Raw genomic sequence first — 16868 nt, 5'->3', positions numbered from 1 at the left:
CCGGCAGGGCTTCAGTTCACGTCTGCGGGTGCTCCGCCAGCCACTCAGCGAGCGTCTCAAGGTTGGCCCGGACTGTCCGTCCCTGGGCGCGCTCCACCAGCGGATCAGCCATCTTGCCAAAGATGCCGCCCAAGCCGGAGTCGGCGTCAATTCGCTGGGTGACGCGGGTTCCGCCATCGGCCGGTTCCAGCGTGAAGGTCACCGTGAAGTTCAGCTTTCCCTCAACGGAGCGGGACACCATCCGCCAGGGCGGGTCGAACTCCACCACCTCGACGGTCCAGTCGAAGCGGCGCCCCATGATCTTGCTTGTTCCCCGGCCCCGGGTTCCCATCCCCACGGGACCGTCTCCCACCTGCTCAGAGGCGGTAACCGAGGAGTCGTAGGCCGCGGTGTTATCGAACTTCGACAGGAAATCGAAGACTTCCTGCGGCGGCCGGGCGATGACTGCGGATTCTTCTACTACTGGCATCGGGCTCTCCTGGGACAGCGCCTGGTGCCGGCACGGCTCGGCCGGCAGGTAGGCACAGCGCCAGCTTGGACCGCTGCCTCTTCGCTGTCAATGCACCAATAAGCTAATCATGCTTACTATTGTGGGTACTTGTTTTCCGCAGGGATACCGAAGGAGCGGGCATGTCATTGAGCAAAGGAACGCACGTGGAGTGGAACACCTCCCAGGGCAAGACGCACGGCAGGATCGTGGAGAAGAAGACCAGCGACTTCGAGCTCGACGGCAACACGCACCGCGCCAGCGAGGATGAGCCGCAGTACGTGGTGGAGTCGGACAAGACCGGGGCGCGCGCGGCGCACAAGGCATCCGCGCTGACTGAGAAGAAGTAGCCCCGTGGCTGCCCGGCATGAGGTAGTGATCATCGGCGGCGGCAATGCGGGAGTGTCGCTGGCAGCCCGGCTGGAGCGGTACGGCGTGAAGGACGTGGCGCTCATCGAGCCCCGGGACCACCACCTGTACCAGCCGTTGTTCTCGCATATCGCGGGTGGTCGGGCGCAGGCCAAGGAGGCCGTCCGGACCCAGGAGTCGGTGACTCCGCAGGGCGTCACCTGGATCCGGGACGCCGCCGTGGGCGTGGACGCCAATGCGAACACGGTCATGCTGGAATCGGGGACAACGGTCGCCTACGGCCAACTGGTGGTCTGCCCGGGGCTGCAGTACGACTGGGACGCGGTGCCGGGGATGGCCGAGGCCGTCCACTCGCCCTACGGGACCTCGCACTATGAGTTCGAACTGGCCCCCAAAGCCTGGACGCTGCTCAGTGCCATGACCTCCGGCACCGCCATCTTCACCATGCCGGCAGGTCCCATCAAGTGCGGCGGGGCCGCCCAGAAACCCATGTACCTCGCCTGCGACTACTGGCGCGAACAGGGGGTCCTGGACAACATCCGCGTGGTGATGGTCCAGCCGTATCCCACCGTATTCGGTGTCCCGGAAGTGGACCGGGAACTGGACCGGAAGATCGCCGAGTACGGGATCGAGCTGCGGACCAACAGCGAGCTGGTGGCGGTCAGCCCCACCGGCCGGCGGGCAACGGTCCGTGACAACGCCGCCAACACCACCGAGGACCTGGAGTATGACGTCCTCAACGCCGTCCCGCCGCAGTCGGCGCCTGACTGGCTCAAGGCCACTGACCTGCCGGCCGCCGGTGACGCCGGCGGTTTCGTGGAGGTGGACCGGCAAACCCTGCGGCACCTGCGGTATGCCAATGTCTGGTCCCTGGGTGACGCTGCGGGCACCACCAACTCCAAGTCCGGCGGGGCGCTCCGCAAGCAGACCAAGGTGCTGGCCCGGAACCTGGTGGCTGCCCGCAAAGGCAAGCCGCTGCGGGCGAAGTATGACGGCTACTCGGTGTGCCCGTTCACGGTCTCGCGGGACACCGTGGTGTTCGCCGAGTTCGACGACCGCTACCGCCCCAAACCCACTATCCCCCGCGTCCCTACCTGGAATGAGAGCCGGCTGTCCTGGGTGGTGGACCGCGATCTGTTCCCGAAGATCTACTGGAACCTGATCCTCAAGGGGCGGGCTTAGAAGCCGCCTGTGAACCGATGCGCCACTCATCGGCAAGGATGGCGTAGATCAGCTCGGTGGCCCACTGGCCCTTGTAATGCCACTTGTCGACGTGCCTCGCCTCCAGCCGCATGCCCAGCCGGCCGCACAGGGATGCTGAGGCCACGTTGAGTTCGTCCAGCCGGGCTTCGATCCGGTGCAGGCCCAGTTCCTCAAAGCCCAGGCGCAGCACGGCGCCGGCGGCCTCCGTCCCGTAGCCCTTGCCGCGGGCTGCGGGTGCCAGCGTCCACCCGACCTCGCCCTGCCCGCGGCCGGGCAGCCATTTGAGCACCACTTCCCCCTGCAGCCCCGGCTCACCGGCGGCCTCGATGGCGAGCGCCACCCAGTCCCCCTCCTTCTCGAAGACAAAGTTGGCATAGTGGCCCACCCGCTCCATTGACTGCGTGTAGGTCTTCGCCGGGCCGGGCAGGAAACGCGCGGTTTCCGGCAGCGAGTGGTAGGCGTGGAAGGCGTCCAGGTCGCCGCCCTCAAACCGGCGCAGGACCAGCCGTTCGGTCCGGATGGGTAGGGATATCTCGGGCATGGATCGAGGCTACGCCACCGTCACGCTGAAGAACGACGACGGCAGTCATCATCGAGGGTGGGAGAGCTCTTGTTCCCATGGGCCTCCGGGAGTACGGTTCGCGTACGGCCTGCTGGCGCCCGTTTGCGCATGTCCCATTCCCCGGAGGTGGTGGTGATAGTGAAGCCGGCGAAGACGTGGGCAGCAATACTTGCGTTCGGTGTGCTGTTGGCTGCCGTCGGGTGCACCTACCGTGACTCAACTGAAGACCCAACCCAGGCAGTGATCACAGCAAAGCCCAGCCCCAAGGTGCTCCACGTCGGCACCCAGGACGACGCGAATGTACCGACCCGCGGCCAGATCGAGGAATTTGCCCAGCAGGTCCACGACTTGTCGAACGGGGGCCTGGTCGTTGAACCGGTTTACAGGGCCGGAGGGGATGGTCAGGGGGGCTGGGACCAGCGCGTCGCCCAACGGGTGATAAGCGGGGATCTGGAGATGGCTGTGATTCCCGCCCGTGCTTGGGACACCGAGGGTGTCCTGGCTTTCCAGGCACTGTCCGCTCCCTTCCTGGTGACATCCGGCGCCATGATCAGGGAGGTCGTTAAACCGGATTTTGCGAACGGAATGCTGGCCGGCCTCAAGGGTTCAGGGGTCACAGGATTGGCACTGTTTCCGGACGGGCCGCGGGTGCTGTTCTCTTTTTCCGAGCCGATCCTCACCCTGGCGGACATCAAGGGAATGGTGATCAGGGCTCCCCTGTCCGCCACGACGTACGCAGTCCTGGAGTCACTTGGCGCCATACCCAGGGACCTGGCTGACCAGGAATTCGGTGAAGAAGTTGAGTCAGGAACCGTGGGGGCCGCAGAATCCTCGATGGCCTACGCCTCCAATCTGCCGGGCGCGCAGAACAGGACCGGGCATGCAGTCGCCACGGGAAACCTTGTCCTGCATTCGAAGATCAGCACACTGGTCATCAATAACAAAGCAAAAGCGGCCCTCACTGAGGAGGAAAATCAGGTTCTCCAGGAGGCAGCGGACGCCACCAGGGACTGGGCCGCATCGCTGCTCTCACCGCTGTCACGTGAGGCACGCAAGTATTGCGAAAACGGAGGCAGAGTGGTGCTGGCAACGGAACAGGAGATCACCGCTTTCCACGATGCCGCAGCCCCGGTCTTCCGTGCCCTCGAACAGGACGCCTACACCAGGAGCCTTCTTGAACGGCTCCGTGATCTGGCTGCCCGGACCCCGGCCGAGCCGGCAGTGGAACCCTGCGACTTCGATACGTACTGAGGTGCGGAAGAACCTGCTCCCCCGGGATGTCCTGCCGCCCAGGGGCAATCAGGGTGCGGATGACCCGACGACGGCGGCCGTCGCCTCCGCGATGGCGCGTTCCTCGTCCGTGGGAACCACCAGCACGGGAATGGCGGAGCCCGGCGTGGATATCACGCGCGGTTCCTTTGACCGCCCGGCGTTCAGGCCGGCGTCGAGTTCGATGCCCAGGGCGCCGAGCCGGTCCGCCACATGGGCCCTGAACTGCTGCGAGTTCTCGCCGATCCCGGCAGTGAAGACCAGGGCCTTCGCCCCGCCGACGGCAACGTGGTAGCCGCCGATGTACTTGGCCAAGCGGTAGGAGGCCACGGCCAGGGCCATGGCGGCTTTGTCGTCGCCGGCCTCGGACGCTTCCACCACCGAGCGCATGTCGTTGTTGCCCGCCAGGCCCTTCAGCCCGGATTCCCGGTTGAGCATGGTGTCGATGTCCTCGGGTGTCCAGCCGGCACGGCCAAGGAACACCAGGATGGAGGGGTCCAGGTCGCCCGAGCGGGTGCCCATCACCAGGCCCTCAAGCGGCGTGAAGCCCATGGAGGTATCCACCGAATGTCCGCCGCGGATGGCCGTGACAGAGGCGCCGTTGCCCAGGTGGGCGATGACGCCGTCGAACTCCTCCATGGGGATGTCCAGCAGGGCTGCTGCGCGGCGGGCCACGTACTCGTGCGAGGTGCCGTGGAAGCCGTAGCGGCGGATTCCGTGGTTGGTGTACAGCTCGTCCGGGACCGCGTAGCGCCAGGCATGCTCGGGCAGGGTGCGGTGGAAGGCGGTGTCGAACACGGCCACCTGCGGCATCTTGGGCCATTTCCTGGTGATGGCGCGGATGCCCAGCACGTTGGCCGGGTTGTGCAGCGGCGCCAACGGGTTGAGCCGTTCGATGGCGCGGGTGATCTCGTTGTCCACCAGGACGGGCTCGGCGAACCGTTCGCCGCCGTGCACCACCCGGTGGCCCACCGCCGCCAGCTCCAGGCCGCCCAGTTCGCGGTGGATGGCGGCGTCCACCTGTTCCAGCGCCTCCGCGTGGTCCCGCGGGCCCTCAATCTCGCCGTCCCCGCCGCCGCCGTTGCCCATGCCGATCTTCTCGATCAGCCCCTCGGTGAGGACCGTCCCGGCGGCGACGTCACGCACCTGGTATTTCAGCGACGAGGAACCGGAATTGATGACGAGCACGAGCATGCGGGGCCTCCTGGGGCTTGCGTCTGCAGTTCAAACCCCACTATAGGTGGCGCGCCTAGCGGTCGGTCAGCAGGAGCGTGTTGCCGTCCGGGTCCTGGGTGGTAAAGAACAGGCAGACGTCCGGCGCGCCGGCAATGGAACCCACCGGCACCCCGCTGTCCTCCAGCCGGGCGTGCGTCCCGGCCAGGTCGACCACCCGGAAATTGCAGGTGGCCCACCGCAGCCCGGGGGACGCCTGGATGCCGCTGTCCGGACCCATCAGTGTCACGGATGCCGTTCCGCCGCCGGTGAGCACGGCAGAGAAACTGCCCGCTTCCGCAATGGAGAGTCCGAGCACCCGGCTGTACCAGGCGGCCGCGGCCTGCGGGTTCCGGACGGGTATGAAGGCGGTGGTGATGGCGGTCCCGGTCATGCCTGTGATGCTAGCCGACGCCGGCTTGCCGCCCGACGTGATCCTTGCGGATCGGGCCGCGCTGTGCCTATTGTCGGCGGACAAGGCTGGACCACGCCGAGAGGACAATTCCATGACGAACGAGCCCAATTCGATCGACGAGAACGACCCCACCAACACGGGATCCAGCAGCACCGCCCCGCTTAACGCCCAACCGGACTCCGGCAGCAAGAAGGACCCCACCGGGGTGGAGGGCGCCAACCCGGCCCTGGACGACACCGGTAACCTCAAGGCGGCGGAAACGGGGGAAGCGCCTGAGGCTCCCGAAGACCGGGAAGGCCTGGACCTCACGCCGCAGGGCCTGTCAGACGAGCCTGCCAAGGAAGAGGATCCGGAGAGCCTGGCCAAGCCGGACAACAGCTGACGCCCCCCGCGCAAAAGTACGACGCCGGTACTCACCCGAGTGCCGGCGTCGTACTTTTTTGTGTGGCGGCTACGCCCTTGCTTCCTGCCCCTGCCGGGACAGGTAGTCGAAGAGCCGGCGCAGGCCGAAGGTCCATTCCGGCAGTTCCTCGCAGGGACCCACCCGGTTCACCAGGGCGCCCAGGTGGCGGCTGCGGATGGTCACCAGGTCGCCGTGCTTGTGGGTGAAGCCCTGTCCCGGCTGGTCCCGGTCCTGGGTTGGCGCGAACAGGGTACCGGTGAACAGCGCGAACCCGTCGGGATACTGGTGATGCTTACCGTGCGTGGCGGCCACCAGTTCCTCGAAGGGCCTGCTGATCCGGGAAACGCTGTTGCGGCCTTCCAGCAGGTATCCTTCCGGGCCTTCCACGCGGAGCAGGATCTCCTCCGTCCGCAGGGTTTCCAGGGTGAAGCCGGCGTCGAAGAGCCGGATGAGCGGGCCCAGGGCACTGGAGGCGTTGTTGTCCTTGGCCTTGCCCAGCAGCAGGGCACTGCGCCCTTCGACGTCGCGGAGGTTCACGTCATTGCCCAGCGTCGCCCCCACCACGCGGCCCTGGGAAGTGGCGATGAGCACCAGCTCCGGCTCAGGGTTGTTCCAGGAGGAAAACTCGGGGATGCCGATGCCCGCGCCCAGCCCCACGGAGGACAGCACGGGCGCCTTGGTGAAGACCTCGGGGTCCGGGCCGATGCCCACCTCAAGGTACTGCGACCACAGCCCCTCCTGGATCAGGATGCGCTTGGCCTCCGCGGCCTCGGCCGATCCGGGCCGCAGGGCGGCGATGCTGCCGCCCAGGGCCCGGCCAACCAGCTCCCGGATGTCGGCTGCACGGGTGGCGTCGCCTGCGCACCGCTCCTCGATCACCCGTTCCACCATGCTGTCCACGAACGTCACCCCGCAGGCCTTGATGACCTGCAGGTCAACCGGCGCCAGGAGCCGGGGCCGCGCCGCATCCCCGGCGAGGGAGGCCTGCACAACGTCGGCGGTGGCCCAGCGGCGTTCCGCCACGTCGGGATCCGCCAGGGCGGACCGGACGGCCGCGGCAGGGTCCGGCAGCTCCAGCAGTTCCGAGACTGTTGCCGCCAGCCGGCTGAGGTCGTACACATCAGGTCCGCTGACAGCCACCACGCGGGGGCCGGCGCTGTCCACGTCCCAGATCCGGCCGATCAGCAGCGCCTGGTCTGCATCCTCGGGAAGGACGCTCTGTGCCTCCTTGGAAAGCCCAGTCACCGGAGCTCCTCCTTCGCAGCATCCGCCGGGCGCTGCCAGACGCCGTCGATCCGTTGGGGAACCCGCCACGGATTGCTGTCCTGCAGGGGCTCGGGCAGCCGTGCCGCGGGGAATGACTGGTACGCCACGGGCCGCAGGAAGCGGCGGATGGCCGCCGTGCCCACTGACGTGGTGGTGGACGTGGTGGCCGGGTAGGGGCCGCCGTGATGCTGGGCGTAGCTGACCGTGACGCCGGTGGGCCAGCCGTTCCACAGGACCCTGCCGCTGATGTCGGCCAGGCGGCCCGCGAGCGCGGAGACGTCGTCGTCCTCCTCGGCCTGGAGGGTTGTGGTCAGCTGGCCTTCCAGCAGCCCGGCCAGTCCGGGAAGCTCCGCCTGGTCCTGGTACTCCACCAGCAGGCTGGCAGGACCGAACATCTCCTGCCGGAGCAGGCCGGGATTCTTCCTGACCGCATCCGCGGTGGTGCGCAGGACGGTGGGGGCCGGCTCGTCGGCGAAGTCTCCCTGCACCAGGACGTCCACGCCGTCGCTGCCGCTGAGCCGGCCGACGGCATCGGCGTAGCCCGCATGCAGGCGGTCGCTGAGGAGCCTGGCGGGCGCAAAGCCCGCCAGCGCGTCCTGGAGCTTCGTGCGGACGGCGTCGCCGTGGCCGGCGGGAACAAACAGCAGCCCGGGCTTGGTGCAGAACTGGCCCATGCCGAGGGTGAAGGAGGCTGCGTAGCCTTCGAGGATGCCGGCACCCCGGGCCGTCCAGGCCGCGGGCGTGACAAAGACGGCGTTGATGCCGCCCAGCTCGCCGAAGAACGGGATGGGCTCGGGACGGGCGGCAATCCGGTCCAGCAGGGCCCGGCCGCCGGCGGTGGAGCCGGTGAAGCCGATGGCTTTGACCAGGGGATGGTCCACCAGGGCTTCGCCCGCCTGGCGGCCGGTCACCAGGGAGAACAGGCCCGACGGCGCCCCGGCGGCATCGAGCGCATCGGTCACCACCCGGGCGGTGCGGTACGCCAGCTCCCGGTGCGCGTCATGCGCCTTGTTCACCACCGCGCAGCCTGCGGCCAGGGCCGACGCGCTGTCCCCGCCCATCACGCTGAATGCAAAGGGGAAGTTGGAGGCGCCAAAGACCCCCACGACGCCGAGTGGCACGTTGTACCGCCGGAGGTCCGGCCTCGGGCCCATGCCCCAGGCGGGGTCCTCATGGTCGATGGTGGCGTCGAAGTGCTCGCCGCTGCGGATCTCCTGCGCGAAGAGCCGAAGCTGGAACACGGTGCGCTTCAGTTCGCCTTCAAGCCTGGCTGTTCCGAGGTGCGTTTCCCGCACGGCGGTCTCCACGAGTCCGTCCGCGTCCTGGACCAGTCCGGCCGCGATGGCCTCCAGCCAGCGTGCGCGGGCAGCAGGAGCCACCTGCCGGGCCGCCTCGAACGCGGAGGCAGCGGCGTCGACGGCGGCGTTCAGTTCCGCCGCCGTGGCGGGAGGGGCGGTGGCTTCAGTTTGCGTTGCGTGGCTCATCGGCTTGCTCCGGCATGGCTCGGTGCTGCGGCGGGGCTTGCGGCTCCGGCAGGACTTGAGCCTCCGGTGACGGCGGCGCGGCCGCCCACTTCCTGCCAGCCCTGCCCGTTGGGGAACTCCCAGCGGATCCGGGATGCGCTGAGCATCTCCGCGCCGGTGCCCGGCAGCTGGGGGGCGGCATAGCGGCCACCGGTGATGCGTACCGGTTCGGCGAAGTGTTCGTGGAGGTGGTCCACGAATTCGATCATGCGGTTGTCCTGGCTGCGGCCCACCACGGCGTAGTCGAAGAAGGAGAAGTGCTGGACCAGTTCGCACAGCCCCACTCCCCCCGCGTGCGGGCATACGGGGACCCCGAACTTGGCGGCCAGCAGCAGGATGGCAATGTTCTCATTGACGCCGGCCACGCGGGTGGAGTCCAGCTGCAGAACGTCGATGGCACCGGCCCGCAGGAGCTGCTTGAAGACAATCCGGCTGGCCACGGCCTCGCCGGTGGCGACCCGTACGGGCGCGACCCCTCTGCGGATGTCGGCGTGGCCCAGGATGTCGTCGGTGCTGGTGGGTTCCTCGATCCAGTAGGGATCGAACTCTGCCAGCTGGTTGACCCATTCGATGGCATCGGAAACCTCCCAGCGCTGGTTGGCATCGATGGCAATGGGGAGGCTGCCCACGGCGTCCCGCGCCAGGGCCATGCGGCGGCGGTCATCGTCGATGGACCCGCCCACCTTGAGCTTGATCATGGAGAAGCCGTCAGCCGCGGCCTCCTTGCTCAGCCGCACGAGTTTTTCGTCGCTGTAGCCGAGCCACCCGGGCGAGGTGGTGTAGGCAGGGAAACCGTCGGCCTTGAGCGCGGCGATGCGTTCGGCCTTGCCCTCCTGGCCGGCCCGGAGGATCTCAAGGGCTTCTTCGGGGCTGAGGGCGTCCCGGATATGGGTGAAATCAACCACGCTGACCAGCTCTTCGGGGCTCATTTCGCTGAGCAGGAGCCAGAGCGGCTTGTTCTCCCGGCGGGCACGGATGTCCCAGAGGGCACTGACCAGGGCACCGCAGGCCATCTGCGTCACGCCCTTTTCGGGGCCGAGCCAGCGCAGCTGGGAGTCGTGGATGAGGAGCCGGGACGCCGCGCCCAGGTCATAGATCAGTTCATCGATGTCACGGCCCACCAGCAGTCGGGCGTAGGCGTCGATGGCCGCGGTAAGGATTTCGTTGCCCCGGCCGCAACTGAAGACGAAGCCGTGGCCCTCGTCCCCCGCATCGGTGCGGATGACGACGTAGGCGGCGGAGTAATCGGGGTCAACGTTGACCGCATCTGACCCGTCAAGTTCCAGGGATGTGGGAAAGCGGACGTCCTGGGTGTTGATGGACGTGATGGTAGGCATGGATCTCAACTTTCGAGGGCAGGACTGGAAGGGGAAAGAATTCGATTCCTATACGAATTTCTAAAATCATATAGGTTATGTGATCCACGTCAAGGCCTTCGGCGTTCGCCGGAAACGCAAAAGCCCCGGCCGCGTAGGCCGGGGCTCGATCCGGGCAAGCTACGTCACGATCCGCCTGCGGGGTGGTCCATTGTCCTCCAGCGGGGCAAGTTCGCCCTTGAAGGCCTGGGCAAAACGGTCGAACGAGTTGCGGATGTGGGTAGTCATGGCCGCCTCGGCCCCTTCGGGATCGCAGGCCTCGATCGCCGCCCGCACGGCCGTATGCTCGGCCACCGTAATGGCACCATCCACGTCCGCGGGATACAGCCGGAAGGTGTGGAGGTGGCAGTGGGTCTGGGCAAAGGCATGCCGGACCACGGGATTGCCGGAGGCCGCGAGGATGGTGTCGTGGAAGCGGGTGTCATGGGCCACCAGGTCCTGGCGCAGGTCCTTGCTCCGCTTCATCGTTTCGCGGAAGCCGCCCAGTTCCTTCTCGAGCGCGGCTGCCGGATTGGCGAGGCGGTCCACAGCTGCCGCCCTGGCCGCCCAGGGTTCCACGAGGAGCCGGAACTCAAAGAGCGAGCGCAGCTCCGGCAGGTCAAGCAGGGGCGTGGTGCTGTAGCCCCGCCCGGGGTTGTAGACCACCAGGTTGTCGCCTTCAAGCCGCTGCAGCACCTCCCGGACGGGCGTCTGCGAAACCCCCAGGCTGCGTGCCACGGCGTCGATGTTAATCCTGGTACCGGGCGCAATTTCGCCATCCAGGATCGAGGCGCGTATGGCGGAATAGACGTCCGTGACGGCCGCCTTGCCGCGGGAGATTTCGGATGGCTGGCGTGGGGGCAAAGCGGCTACCTCTTGAACTGGGGTTGGTCTGGCGTGGACCGGCGGACTGGGCAACAGCCCCGCCGGCGCTGATAACGGAGTCCTTGGGGGAATCATAAGCCACCCGGCACCGCGGGCCCTTCGAAGTATTTTTCCAGGGGCACTTGATCCGGATCACAATATCTATATGATTAAGCAGATTCCTATACGATTTTGGCGCTGAGATCTTCCGCGTCTCCCCCTCCCACCCGTGCTCCCCGCACCCGAAGCCATGTATACGTCGAAGGAGACCGCATGACTACGCTCGGAAGTAAGACAACCAATGCCACCCAAGCCCGGCAGCCCCGCATGATGACCCGCAAGCGCTGGGTCATCATCTGGCTCGCCTTCGTTGGCCTGAGCATCAACTACCTGGACCGCTCCAGCCTCAGCGTCGCCCTGCCGTTCATGGGCAAGGACTTCGAACTCAGCGCCACCCAACAGGGGCTGATCTTTGCGGCCTTCTTTTGGGCCTACGACTTCTTCCAGCTGGCCGCCGGCTGGTATGTGGACAAGGTAGGTCCCCGCCGCTCGTTCTCGCTGGCCGCGCTGTGGTGGTCCGTGTTCACCATGGTCACGGCCGCCGCCTCGAGTTTCTGGTCGCTTTTTGCGGCCCGTTTCCTCCTGGGCGTGGGCGAAAGCCCTGCCCCGAGCACCGCCGCCAAGGTGGTGGCAACCTGGTTCCCGGTCCGGGAACGCGCCTTCGCCACCAGCATCTGGGACTCCGGCTCACGCGTCGGCGCCGTCATCGCGCTGCCGATCGTCACCCTCATCGTCGCCTTCACGTCCTGGCACGCCGTCTTCATCATCATCGGCGTCCTCGGCATCATCTGGGCCGCCGTGTGGTGGAAGTACTACCGCAGCCCGGAGGAACACGCCGGGGCCAACGCCGCAGAGGTCAGCTATATCCAGGAAGGCGGCGCCCGCGGCGCGGCCAGCGACGACGAGGGCGCCGCCAAGCTCCCGTGGCGTTCCCTGTTCAAGTACCGCACCATCCTCAGCATGATGTTCGGCTTCTTCTGCCTGAACAGCGCCATCTACTTCTTCATCACGTTCTTCCCCAGCTACCTGGTGAAGGAACGCGGCTTCGACCTGCTCAAGCTGGGCTTCTTCGGCGCCATACCCGGCATCTGCGCCGTCCTGTTCGGCTGGCTGGGCGGATACCTGGCGGACCGCGCGGTGCGCGCCGGTTCGTCGGTCAGCAAGGTCCGCAAAACGGCCATCGCCGGCGGCCTGGCCGGAGGCTCGGTCATCATGTTCGCGGCATTGGTACCCGAAGCCTGGATGGCCCTGGCCCTGCTGTCCGTCGCCTACTCCAGCCTCACGGTGGCCGCCACCGGCATCTGGTCCCTGCCGGCCGACGTTGCACCCAGCTCGCGGCACGTGGGTTCCATCGGCGGGCTGCAGAACTTCGCTTCGAACCTGGCCGGCATCTTCACGCCCATCCTGATCGGCGTGCTGGTGGACCAGACGGGATCCTTCGTGGCGCCGCTGGCCGTGATCGGCGCAATCTCCCTGATTGGCGCAGCCAACTACCTGTTCGTCATCGGCAGGATCGAACCGCTGAAGGTCAAGGCAGCCGCCTAGTTCCCTTCCCGGCACCCCCGGCAAAAGGACGACGCCGGCACCCGCCCAGGTGCCGGCGTCGTCCTTTTTGGCGTGCAGGGCTTGGCAGGCTCCTAGGAAGCCGGAGCCTGCGCCTGGATGGCCGTGATGGCCACCGTGTTCACGATGTCCTCCACCGTGCAGCCGCGGGAGAGGTCGTTGACCGGCTTCCGCAGCCCCTGCAGAACCGGCCCCACGGCGACGGCACCGGAACTCTGCTGCACCGCCTTGTAGGTGTTGTTGCCGGTATTCAGGTCCGGGAAGATGAAGACCGTGGCCTGGCCTGCCACGGAGGAACCGGGCATCTTGGACGCGGCGATGGAGGCGTCCACGGCGGCGTCGTACTGGATGGGCCCCTCCACCGCGAGGTCCGGGCGGCGCCGGCGGACCAGTTCGGTGGCCTGCCGCACCTCGTCCACGGCCTCACCGGCACCGGAGCCGCCGGTGGAGTAGGACAGCATGGCCACCCGCGGTTCCACGCCAAACTGGGCGGCGGTCTCGGCCGAGGCCAGGGCGATGTCCGCCAGCTGCTCCACGTTGGGATCCGGGTTGACGGCGCAGTCGCCGTAGACCAGCACCCGGTCCGGCATGAGCATCAGGAACACCGACGACACGATCTTCACGCCCTCGCGCGTCTTCACGAATTCAAGGGCCGGCCGGATGGTGTGGGCGGTGGTGTGCGCGGCACCGGACACCATCCCGTCCACCACGCCCAGCTGGACCATCATGGTGCCGAAGTAGCTCACGTCCTGCATGATCTCCAGCGCCTTGGGCAGGTCCACCCCCTTGTGCGCCCGCAGTTCGGCGTACTTTTCGGCAAACTTCATCCGCAGGTCGGAGGTGGCGGGATCGATGACGTTGATGCCGGACAGGTCGATGCCGTTAGAGGCTGCGAGTTCGCGGACCTCGGAGTCCGGTCCCAGGAGGGTCAGGTCGCAGACGTCGCGGCGGTGCAGGATTTCGGCCGCACGCAGGATCCGCACATCGGTTCCCTCCGGCAGGACCACGTGGCGCCGCTGCGCCCGGGCGCGCTCGATCAGGTCATGCAGGAACCGCAGCGGGGTCATCCGCTCGGCGCGGGGCAGGTGCAGCCGCTCCACCAGCTCGGCCTCGTCCACCCGCCGGGACCACAGCCCCAGGGCCGACGCCACCTTGCGCCGGTGCCCGGACCAGATCTCGCTGCGCACCTCGGAGACCCGCCGGGCCGTCTGGTAGGTGTCCTCGTCGGCGGCAAACACCGGGAACGGTGCCTGGGCCAGGAGCGGGTAGATGTTGGCGTCCGGGGCCAGGCCGCCGGTGAGGATCAGCGCGGACGCCACGGGAAACTCCGGCGAGAAGGACGAGGCGAGGCAGGCCACCATCACGTCCGCCCGGTCCCCCGGCACGATCACCAGGGCGCCCTCGTCCAGCACGTTCAGGAAGTTGCCCACGTTCATGGCCGCCACCTTGATGTCCTTGACGTCGCGTTCCATGTCCGGCGTCCCGGCAATCTGCCGCACGGCGAGGGCGGCGGCCACTTCGCCGGTGGTGGGCCGGGCAATTTCCTCCAGTTCCGGCAGGATGTACACGGGGCGGCCGGAGGCCCCCGGTTTCAGGGCGGCGGCGATGGCGTCAAGATCACCGGGGTCGGCGCGGTTGACCATGATGGCCAGCAGCGCGCACCGTTCGGCGGCGAGTTCCTTGCGTGCCACTTCGACGGCGGCGGCGGTCTCGGTCACGGTCCGCCCCTTGGCGCCCACCACGGCCACCACGGGCGTGGCAAGGTTGTTGGCCAGCCGGGCGTTGAGGTCGAATTCGACGGCGGAGTCCTGGCCCACCAGGTCTGTTCCCTCCACGATCACCACGTCGCAGTTCCGGGCGATGTCCGCGAAAATCTCCACGCAGCGGGCGTCGATTTCCGCGCGGTTCCCCTCGGCGAGCAGGGTCCGGACCTCGTCGTAGGTCAGGCCGCCGCGGCATCGTTCGTCCTCCAGCGCGAACCGGGCCTTCATCAGGGCCACCATCGGATCGTCCGCTGCGGCCGGGCCATGGACCACGGGCTTGAAGAAGCCGATCCTGTCCGCATGCCGGTGCAGGGTGTCCGCCAGGCCCAGGGCCACAAGGGACTTTCCCGAGCCGGGGGTGGTTGCGCTGACGTAGATGCCTTTGGCCATGGTCCGCCCTTTGCTGTTCTTGCTGGTGCCGGTCCCCCCATCCTTGCACTTCGATCCGCGCGCGTGGCACCTCATCCAGCGTCGACTGCTCCGTAAACGTCGTTATGAGCGCTCAAAACGACATTTACGGAGCAATGGATGATGCGGCTGGGTCCATCCGCGGAAGCGGCGGGCCGCCGTCGTGGTTCCTCCAGGCAAAGGGGCGGGAAGGTGCGGTGCGCGAGCCGCTTCCCCTTGACACCGGACCCCCTCATGGGATTACCTAATGAACATTCGGTAAATAAAGCTGGAGGCAATGACGCATGGCTGAAGCAACACTTTCCGGGGCCACCCACCCCATCCTGGAAAACGACTACGCCTCCGAATGGATGGGAATCGAGGTCCTCGCCCTCAGCGACGGCCACGCCACCATCCGGATGACCCTCCGGCAGGAAATGCTCAACGGCTTCGGCATGGCCCACGGCGGAATGATCTTCGCCTTCGGCGACACCGCCTTCGCCCTCGCGTGCAACCCCATCCAGCCTGCACCCGGCGAGGAAGGCACCATCACCGTGGCGTCCGGCGTCGACATCAACTTCCTCAAGCCGGCATTCCGCGGCCAGGTGCTCACCGCCGTCGCGGACCGCCGCTCCAGCGCCGGACGCAGCGGCCTCTACGACATCCAGATCTTTGCCGCCGACGCCGCCGCACCTGCTACCGAAACCCAGCCCAGCTCCCCGGGCGAGCTCATCGCCGAGTTCCGTGGACGCAGCCGCACCATCCCCAAGAAGTAGGAAAATCATGACCCTGCATGCCCCCGAAACCCCCGCCGCTGCCGTTTCCACCCCGGCGGAAAGCATCGACCCTGGCGTGGACCGCGAGGAGACCATCTCCCGCGACGAGCTCGAAGCCCTCCAGCTCAGCCGCCTGCAGCACACCGTGGCCTACGCCTACGAGCGGGTCCCGCTGTACAAGCGCAAGTTCGACGAGGCCGGCATCCACCCCACCGACCTCCGCGAACTGGAGGACCTGGGCAACTTCCCCTTCACCACCAAGGAAGACCTGCGCCAGGAGTACCCGTTCGGAATGTTCGCGGTGCCGCAGAACCAGGTAGCGCGGATCCACGCGAGCTCCGGCACCACCGGACGCCCCACCGTGGTCGGCTACACCAAGCAGGACCTGGCCGACTGGGCCAAACTGGTGGCCCGCAGCTTCCGCGCCTCCGGCATCCGCCCGGGCATGAAGGTCCACAACGCCTACGGCTACGGCCTGTTCACCGGCGGCCTGGGCGCCCACGCCGGCGCCGAGGCCCTGGGCTGCACCGTCATCCCCATGTCCGGCGGCCAGACCGAGCGGCAGATCCAGCTGATCCAGGACTTCCAGCCGGATGCCATCCTGGCCACCCCCACCTACCTGCTCACCATCGCCGACGCCATGGCGCACATGGGCATCGACCCGGCCTCCACGTCGCTGAAGTTCGCCGTGCTCGGCGCCGAGCCGTGGACCCAGGAGATGCGGCACGAGCTCGAAGTGATGATGAACATCAAGGCCTGCGACATCTATGGCCTGTCCGAAGTCATGGGCCCGGGCGTCGCCGGCGAGGCTGTGGAAACCCAGGACGGCAGCCACATCTGGGAGGACCACTTCCGCCCCGAAATTATCGACCCCTTCAATCCCGCCCCGGGCAAGGAAAACGTGCTGCGCGACGGCGAACACGGCGAACTCGTGTTCACCTCCCTCACCAAGGAAGCCCTGCCCATCATCCGCTACCGCACCAAGGACCTGACCCGCCTGCTGCCCGGTTCGGCACGCCCCGCACACCGCCGGATGGGCCGGATCACCGGGCGCAGCGACGACATGATCATCCTGCGCGGCGTGAACTTGTTCCCGTCCCAGATCGAGGAAATCGCCCTGCGGATCCCCGAGCTCAGCCCGCACTTCCAGCTCGAGCTCACCCGGCCCGAGGGCCAGCGGATGGACCAGCTGACCGTGCGCATCGAGCGCCGCGACGCCGTCAGCACGGAGCAGAGCACGACGGCGGCACGCACCTTGAAGGAGCAGATCAAGATCCACGTGGGTTCTTCGTGCGTGGTGGACGTCGTGGAGCCGGGGTCGCTGGAGCGGTCCAACGGCAAGCTGCGCCGGATCTACGACCTTCGCCCCAAGGCCTGACATGTTTCGGTGG

Annotated in this window: 16 protein-coding genes; 7 read left to right on the top strand and 9 right to left on the bottom strand. The window is 67.3% G+C overall.

Annotated elements, in window-relative coordinates; genetic code table 11:
• Positions 1 to 16: 16 nt before the first annotated feature.
• Entirely contained in the window at positions 17 to 469 is a 453-nt protein-coding gene (locus PUN71_RS00840) for an SRPBCC family protein (RefSeq protein ID WP_277796987.1), read from the bottom strand.
• A 161-nt stretch (positions 470 to 630) separates the two neighbouring features.
• Here PUN71_RS00840 and PUN71_RS00835 point away from each other — a divergent pair, with 161 nt between their 5' ends.
• Together PUN71_RS00835 and PUN71_RS00830 are read left to right on the top strand one after the other, a co-directional pair.
• Complete coding sequence (locus PUN71_RS00835) at positions 631 to 837, top strand: hypervirulence associated TUDOR domain-containing protein (protein ID WP_043452340.1); 207 nt, start codon at positions 631 to 633, stop codon at positions 835 to 837.
• A gap of 4 nt (positions 838 to 841) precedes the next feature.
• On the top strand, positions 842 to 2038 hold the full coding sequence (locus tag PUN71_RS00830; protein ID WP_277796986.1) for an NAD(P)/FAD-dependent oxidoreductase: 1197 nt from the start codon (positions 842 to 844) through the stop codon (positions 2036 to 2038).
• On the opposite strand, the gene PUN71_RS00825 is transcribed toward PUN71_RS00830, so the two are convergent.
• Positions 2022 to 2600, bottom strand: a complete 579-nt coding sequence (locus PUN71_RS00825; RefSeq protein WP_277796985.1) for a GNAT family N-acetyltransferase — start codon at positions 2598 to 2600, stop codon at positions 2022 to 2024. The two genes, PUN71_RS00830 and PUN71_RS00825, sit on opposite strands and share 17 nt — an antisense overlap.
• Positions 2601 to 2729: 129 nt before the next feature.
• Here PUN71_RS00825 and PUN71_RS00820 point away from each other — a divergent pair, with 129 nt between their 5' ends.
• A complete protein-coding gene (locus PUN71_RS00820; protein ID WP_277796984.1) occupies positions 2730 to 3872 on the top strand; it encodes a TRAP transporter substrate-binding protein in 1143 nt (380 codons plus the stop codon).
• 48 nt (positions 3873 to 3920) lie between these two features.
• On the opposite strand, the gene PUN71_RS00815 is transcribed toward PUN71_RS00820, so the two are convergent.
• Complete coding sequence (locus PUN71_RS00815; RefSeq protein WP_277796983.1) at positions 3921 to 5084, bottom strand: acetate kinase; 1164 nt, start codon at positions 5082 to 5084, stop codon at positions 3921 to 3923.
• Between the two features lie 55 nt (positions 5085 to 5139).
• Positions 5140 to 5496, bottom strand: a complete 357-nt coding sequence (locus tag PUN71_RS00810) for a VOC family protein (RefSeq protein WP_277796982.1) — start codon at positions 5494 to 5496, stop codon at positions 5140 to 5142.
• 112 nt (positions 5497 to 5608) lie between these two features.
• On the opposite strand from PUN71_RS00810, the gene PUN71_RS00805 reads away from it, so the two are divergent.
• Positions 5609 to 5899: a hypothetical protein gene (locus tag PUN71_RS00805; RefSeq protein ID WP_043452346.1), complete on the top strand. Its 291-nt coding sequence runs from the start codon at positions 5609 to 5611 to the stop codon at positions 5897 to 5899.
• Positions 5900 to 5968: 69 nt separating this feature from the next.
• Here the strand turns inward: PUN71_RS00805 and PUN71_RS00800 are convergent, their stop codons facing one another.
• The 4 genes from PUN71_RS00800 to PUN71_RS00785 all read right to left on the bottom strand — a co-directional run bounded on the left by PUN71_RS00800 (position 5969) and on the right by PUN71_RS00785 (position 10928).
• On the bottom strand, positions 5969 to 7165 hold the full coding sequence (locus tag PUN71_RS00800) for a fumarylacetoacetate hydrolase family protein (RefSeq protein ID WP_277796981.1): 1197 nt from the start codon (positions 7163 to 7165) through the stop codon (positions 5969 to 5971).
• The gene (locus PUN71_RS00795) at positions 7162 to 8670 is read right to left on the bottom strand and encodes an aldehyde dehydrogenase (NADP(+)) (protein ID WP_277796980.1); all 1509 of its coding nucleotides are present in this window, start codon (positions 8668 to 8670) and stop codon (positions 7162 to 7164) included. The genes PUN71_RS00800 and PUN71_RS00795 overlap by 4 nt, the downstream gene beginning before the upstream one ends.
• The gene (locus PUN71_RS00790; protein WP_277796979.1) at positions 8667 to 10046 is read right to left on the bottom strand and encodes an enolase C-terminal domain-like protein; all 1380 of its coding nucleotides are present in this window, start codon (positions 10044 to 10046) and stop codon (positions 8667 to 8669) included. The genes PUN71_RS00795 and PUN71_RS00790 overlap by 4 nt, the downstream gene beginning before the upstream one ends.
• Before the next feature lie 159 nt (positions 10047 to 10205).
• Complete coding sequence (locus PUN71_RS00785) at positions 10206 to 10928, bottom strand: GntR family transcriptional regulator (protein ID WP_277796978.1); 723 nt, start codon at positions 10926 to 10928, stop codon at positions 10206 to 10208.
• 273 nt (positions 10929 to 11201) lie between these two features.
• Between PUN71_RS00785 and PUN71_RS00780 the strand changes: the two genes are divergently transcribed.
• A complete protein-coding gene (locus PUN71_RS00780) occupies positions 11202 to 12533 on the top strand; it encodes an MFS transporter (RefSeq protein ID WP_277796977.1) in 1332 nt (443 codons plus the stop codon).
• A 92-nt stretch (positions 12534 to 12625) separates the two neighbouring features.
• Here the strand turns inward: PUN71_RS00780 and pta are convergent, their stop codons facing one another.
• Entirely contained in the window at positions 12626 to 14704 is a 2079-nt protein-coding gene (gene pta / locus PUN71_RS00775; RefSeq protein WP_277796976.1) for a phosphate acetyltransferase, read from the bottom strand.
• Positions 14705 to 15006: 302 nt separating this feature from the next.
• On the opposite strand from pta, the gene PUN71_RS00770 reads away from it, so the two are divergent.
• The gene (locus tag PUN71_RS00770; protein WP_277796975.1) at positions 15007 to 15477 is read left to right on the top strand and encodes a hotdog fold thioesterase; all 471 of its coding nucleotides are present in this window, start codon (positions 15007 to 15009) and stop codon (positions 15475 to 15477) included.
• Positions 15478 to 15484: 7 nt separating this feature from the next.
• Positions 15485 to 16855, top strand: coding sequence for a phenylacetate--CoA ligase PaaK (gene paaK / locus PUN71_RS00765; protein ID WP_277796974.1), 1371 nt, complete (start codon positions 15485 to 15487; stop codon positions 16853 to 16855).
• Positions 16856 to 16868 lie beyond the last annotated feature (13 nt).

The sequence above is a fragment of the Arthrobacter sp. NQ7 genome, assembly GCF_029581595.2.
GTDB classification, from domain to species: Bacteria; Actinomycetota; Actinomycetes; order Actinomycetales; family Micrococcaceae; genus Arthrobacter; species Arthrobacter phenanthrenivorans_B.
The sequence above is the reverse complement of the archived record's forward strand: the minus strand, read 5'-3'. Positions and strand labels throughout refer to the sequence as shown.

What these genes read in the sequence shown, in the direction of transcription:
- PUN71_RS00840 (WP_277796987.1), bottom strand. Translation starts at nt 469, where the DNA reads ATGCCAGTAGTAGAAGAATCCGCAGTCATCGCCCGGCCGCCGCAGGAA.
- PUN71_RS00835 (WP_043452340.1), top strand. Translation starts at nt 631, where the DNA reads ATGTCATTGAGCAAAGGAACGCACGTGGAGTGGAACACCTCCCAGGGC.
- PUN71_RS00825 (WP_277796985.1), bottom strand. Translation starts at nt 2,600, where the DNA reads ATGCCCGAGATATCCCTACCCATCCGGACCGAACGGCTGGTCCTGCGC.
- PUN71_RS00820 (WP_277796984.1), top strand. Translation starts at nt 2,730, where the DNA reads ATGTCCCATTCCCCGGAGGTGGTGGTGATAGTGAAGCCGGCGAAGACG.
- PUN71_RS00815 (WP_277796983.1), bottom strand. Translation starts at nt 5,084, where the DNA reads ATGCTCGTGCTCGTCATCAATTCCGGTTCCTCGTCGCTGAAATACCAG.
- PUN71_RS00810 (WP_277796982.1), bottom strand. Translation starts at nt 5,496, where the DNA reads ATGACCGGGACCGCCATCACCACCGCCTTCATACCCGTCCGGAACCCG.
- PUN71_RS00805 (WP_043452346.1), top strand. Translation starts at nt 5,609, where the DNA reads ATGACGAACGAGCCCAATTCGATCGACGAGAACGACCCCACCAACACG.
- PUN71_RS00795 (WP_277796980.1), bottom strand. Translation starts at nt 8,670, where the DNA reads ATGAGCCACGCAACGCAAACTGAAGCCACCGCCCCTCCCGCCACGGCG.
- PUN71_RS00790 (WP_277796979.1), bottom strand. Translation starts at nt 10,046, where the DNA reads ATGCCTACCATCACGTCCATCAACACCCAGGACGTCCGCTTTCCCACA.
- PUN71_RS00780 (WP_277796977.1), top strand. Translation starts at nt 11,202, where the DNA reads ATGACTACGCTCGGAAGTAAGACAACCAATGCCACCCAAGCCCGGCAG.
- pta (WP_277796976.1), bottom strand. Translation starts at nt 14,704, where the DNA reads ATGGCCAAAGGCATCTACGTCAGCGCAACCACCCCCGGCTCGGGAAAG.
- PUN71_RS00770 (WP_277796975.1), top strand. Translation starts at nt 15,007, where the DNA reads ATGGCTGAAGCAACACTTTCCGGGGCCACCCACCCCATCCTGGAAAAC.
- paaK (WP_277796974.1), top strand. Translation starts at nt 15,485, where the DNA reads ATGACCCTGCATGCCCCCGAAACCCCCGCCGCTGCCGTTTCCACCCCG.